The 4,380-nt window shown below is 58.7% G+C and carries 1 protein-coding gene and 1 pseudogene; one reads left to right on the forward strand and one right to left on the reverse strand.

Going from position 1 to position 4,380, the window contains the following annotated elements; genetic code table 11:
* Positions 1 to 925: 925 nt before the first annotated feature.
* Positions 926 to 3,316: a TonB-dependent receptor gene (locus ACEK02_RS24680; RefSeq protein ID WP_371424133.1), complete on the reverse strand. Its 2,391-nt coding sequence runs from the start codon at positions 3,314 to 3,316 to the stop codon at positions 926 to 928.
* A 335-nt stretch (positions 3,317 to 3,651) separates the two neighbouring features.
* Here ACEK02_RS24680 and ACEK02_RS24685 point away from each other — a divergent pair.
* A pseudogene (locus ACEK02_RS24685) lies at positions 3,652 to 4,380 on the forward strand (IS3 family transposase); the annotation flags it as partial.

The following is a 4,380-nucleotide window of genomic DNA, read 5'->3' on the forward strand; positions in this document are numbered from 1 at the left end:
AACTGGCCCCTTTTTAAACCGGTGCCTGGCCCGTTTTTATCCCGGTGTTGACAACGCGGCCGCGGCTGTCGTTGCTCCCAGATATGAAAATTGAATGGAGAAGGCGATCGCCCCAAGACTCTGGACAGCTACGGCTTTGCGATAACAAGACAGATGAGGCCAGGATATCACGCAGCCCAGGCCGAAGAGACCGCACAGCGCAACAACATAGTCGTTCCCCACGATGCCATTCGATATTTCAGCAATCATACGGCCTCGCGGATTCTGTCCGGAGAGAAGGTGAATGAACTGGGTTAAATTTTCGTTGACGCCTTTCCTGCCGTTGTGATGCCTCATCTGGCATTCGCCCGTGCCTTGTTCAAAAGCGCTGCTCGAACTTCGCGCTATACTGGACGCCCAGAAGCACCATGCCGTTAAGATTTTCCACACATAATCCGCCGAACGACCGTCAGAATGCTGGCCCGATCGATGACGCCGACATCCCACGAGGAATATCTTCTCGGCGGCCCTGCTCGCAGCTAAAATCCACCCTTTCCAGGGTAAGGATTATCGGTGAACGGGCAAAAGCAGTGCCTGCCACCAAGGGTGCGACTGAAACGAGCGCAAATGCCGCGATCACGACGGGTTTCGATCACATTTCTAACGCGGCCGCGAAGAGCGACGCTATTTCAGTCCCTCACTTCGGAAAACTATTTGACAAGGAACCCTGAAGGTTCCGGCCGTATTCCGGCTACTGGCGAGCCGATGACCATCAACGCCGAAGACCGTGTCACTCATCACCGCCAAGGTGCTGAACGACAAGCTCTGAGCCCAGTGCAATGACGCTGCACCCCGGAGCTACCTTGCCCCATTTGCAAAACACGAACAAAATTCACGGTTTGCGGCCAGATGTCGCTCCTTTGGCAAGCAGCTACATCTGTCATTTTCAGTCCCGTACCCTGAACGTCACTCCGATCAGGCGCGGCTCGTTGGGCGTGCCGACGATCAGACCGCTGTTACCCGCCTGCACAGTCAGGTTCTGCATATAGTCCCTGTTGAATAGATTACGTGCGAAAACGCCCAGCTCCCAATGCTGCGTCCGGTAACCGAGGCTGGCATTGACCAGCGCGTAGCCCTTGATGACAGTGTAAGCCGATCCAGCGGCATCACCGAAAATCTTCGTCTTGGCATTCGCATCGGCGCGCAGGACGATATCCCCATCGAGCGGGCCTATCGGCATGGGCCGCGCATATTCCGCGCCTACCGATCCTGACCATTTCGGCAAGCCGGCGAGGGCTTTGCCCGTAAGATTGCAGCTTGTCGTGCTGCTTCCCGTCAATTCGATCGGGCAGGGACCGTTTGGATAGCTGGCATATTCGCCGTTCGCGTAGGCCCCCGACGCACGTAGCGTCAGATAGGCACCTATCCGGGCCGCAGCATCGAACTCGACCCCCTTGACCGTCACTCTGGGAATGTTGGCAAGATAGCTGCGCAGCGCGATAACCGCAGCATTGTCCACTACATTCGCCTGAAAATCGGTAACGCGGGTATAATAGGCGTCGATGTTGAAGGTGACCCGCCTGTCGAGCAAACTTGTCTTAAGACCAGCCTCCCACGTGCTGTTCTTTTCCGGTCTAACCGTGGCCGTGCTCAAAATCGGGTCCCCGGACGTCTGGCCAGGCACCCCCGCAGGATAAACCGGCAGGCCCGACATGTTGATGCCGCCCGACTTTTGTCCACGCGCGAAACTGGCATAGGCCATGACATCGCTGGTGAACCGATAGGCCACATTCGCGCGCCCGGACGCGCTGCCATCGCCGATGTGCGCGGTGTAGTTCTGCGTCCGCAGGATCGAGTTCTTATCGTTGATAAGCGAAGCGCTGGCCGTCGCCAGACCGCCGAACGTCCGCACGTCATAGAGACCGTTCTTCTCCTCATACGTGTATCGGATCCCCCCGGTAATCGCGAGGCGCGACAGTAGATTCCAAGTCAGCTCACCGAACACTCCATAGCTGTCGGTGCGGAAATCGGTTCTGCCGTCGGTCTGGTAACCATCCAACAAATTGGCCGGTCGACCGGCCGGCAGCAACCAATAGGTGGCAAGGGGCCCGTAGATGCTGATCGGCCGGCCGACAATCTTCTGATTGAAATAGTAAAGCCCGCCAACATATTCGATCGATCCCGGTGCGTTGGACGCTATGCGCAACTCCTGGCTGTATTGATCCTGACGCGAAGGGATGTGCTGGGTCGTCTGGATATGCAGGCCTGTATAGTCGCGGTCGTTCGCGGCGTCCCACTTCCAAAAGCGCCATGCGCTGACCGAGGTTAAGGTCGCGCCTCCAGCCGTCCAATCCGCGATCGCAGATACACCGCCTTCCTGCGTATCGACGCCGAGCGGCGCATCATTGCTGGACACACGATCATAAGGATTGATGCTCGGCGGCACATAAGGACCACCGAGCGCGTTAGCCGCCAGCGCAATATATTGCTGCGCGGCGGGCTTCAGCGTCGGCGCGACCCGCACGAACACCTGAGCGCAACAATTGTTCTTGAAGTTAGCCCAGTCGCCAATCAATCGAAGGGAGAGATTTTTTGTGGGCGTGAGCAACAATTGCCCGCGTACCGCGTCGTTATGGATATTGTTCTGTTTCTCATCGCGCGCGATATTGTCGAGATAGCCTTTCTGTCGGGTGATCGAGCCCGAGAGACGGAATGCGACAACTTCCCTGATCACCGGCCCGGTGATTGCTGCCTTCGCCTGGATGAAATCGCGACTACCGAAGGAGGCCTCGCTCTCAACGCCGAAATCGAAGCTGGGTTTCTTCGTCGTGATGTTGATCGCCCCGGCGGTTGTGTTCTTGCCGAACAACGTGCCTTGTGGTCCACGCAGCACCTCGACTTGGTCGATGTCGGTGAAATCGAAGGCCGCCGTTGCCGGACGCGCATGGTAGACCTGATCGACATAGAAGCCGACGCCTGGTTCAAGCCCGTCATTGGCCTGGCTCACCGCCACCACGCTGGAGCCTAGACCGCGGATCGTGAAGGCTGTGTTGCGCGGGTTTGCAGAGGAGTAATTGAGCGTTGGAACGAGTTGGCTCAACTGGTTCGTATTGACCGTGTAGGTCCGATTCAAAAGCCCATCGCCGACGACGGACAGTGATACCGGCACGGTCTGCGCGTCTTCTAACCGACGGCGAGCCGTTACGACGATCATATCCTGCATCGCGTCTGCCTCGTCCGCATGAGGAGCGGGTGTGGCCTCCCTCGCATGGACCAAACAGGGAGCAGACACCATCACAAACAGCATGAGCGTTTGCTTGACCCGAATCTTGCTCATCGTTCCCCTTTTCGACCAAGCGTGATCGGCACCAGGGTCTCGGAAACCAGCATCTGCTCAGATCATCCAGCCTGGCGACTGCGATCGGTTGACTGTTGCGCTGCAAATTTCTGGGATCGGCCTCACCGCTGAGCCTAGCATGTCGTGTGTGCCCGATGCCGCAGAACCTTTGCTCCGACCGCAACGCCTATCTATATCTGACGGAATATAGCGTCAATGGGAACAGGTCGCATCGCGCTCGCTCCAGACCGTCTCGAGCCAGGATCAGTCTGAGGTGGTGCCGGTTTTTCGGACAGGGTGTTAAGCTACTCCCGACCTGATGGATTGGTACGGGAATGAAGACGACGAGAAAGCGCTACAGCGCGGATTTCAAGGCGAAGGTGGCGCTGGAGGCGATCCGGGGTGACCTGACGCTGGCGGAGCTGGCAGCCAAGCATGGCGTGCACCACACGATGATCGCGTCCTGGAAGCGACAAGCCATCGCTGGGATGGCAGGCACCTTCTCCGGGGCGGGCGATGTTGCCAGGGCTGCCAGCGAGAGCGAGGTGGAAAAGCTGCACGCCAAGATCGGGCAACTGGTGGTGGAGCGGGATTTTTTAGCGAAAGCCTTCGGTCGATGAGCGTGGACCGTAGGCGGGCGATGGTCGAACCTGCTCACCACCGCCTGTCGATCTCGGCTCAGTGCCGCCTGCTGCGGATCAGCCGCTCATCCTATTACTATGCGCCGGCGCCGGAAACGGATGAGACGCTGGCGCTGATGACGGTGATCGACGAGACCTTCATGGAGTGTCCGTGGTACGGCAGCCGCCAGATGGCGCGGCACCTGCGTCGCAACGGCCACGAGGTCGGTCGTCGCCGTGCACGGCGGTTGATGGCGAAGATGGGGCTGACGCCGATCTACCAGCGGCCGCGCACGAGCGATCCGCACCCGCAGCACCGGGTCTATCCGTACCTGCTGCGCAAGCTGGCGATCGAGCGGCCCAATCACGTCTGGTGTGCCGATGTGACATACAGTGCGCCTCGTCCCGGATGGTCCGGGAGGCGTATGTTGGAATGCAAAGGAG

It is taken from the genome of Tardiphaga sp. (genome assembly GCF_041424195.1).
Lineage (GTDB): Bacteria > Pseudomonadota > Alphaproteobacteria > Rhizobiales > Xanthobacteraceae > Tardiphaga.

Coding starts and splice junctions, on each gene's coding strand:
- ACEK02_RS24680 (WP_371424133.1), bottom strand. CDS start 3,316: ATGAGCAAGATTCGGGTCAAGCAAACGCTCATGCTGTTTGTGATGGTG.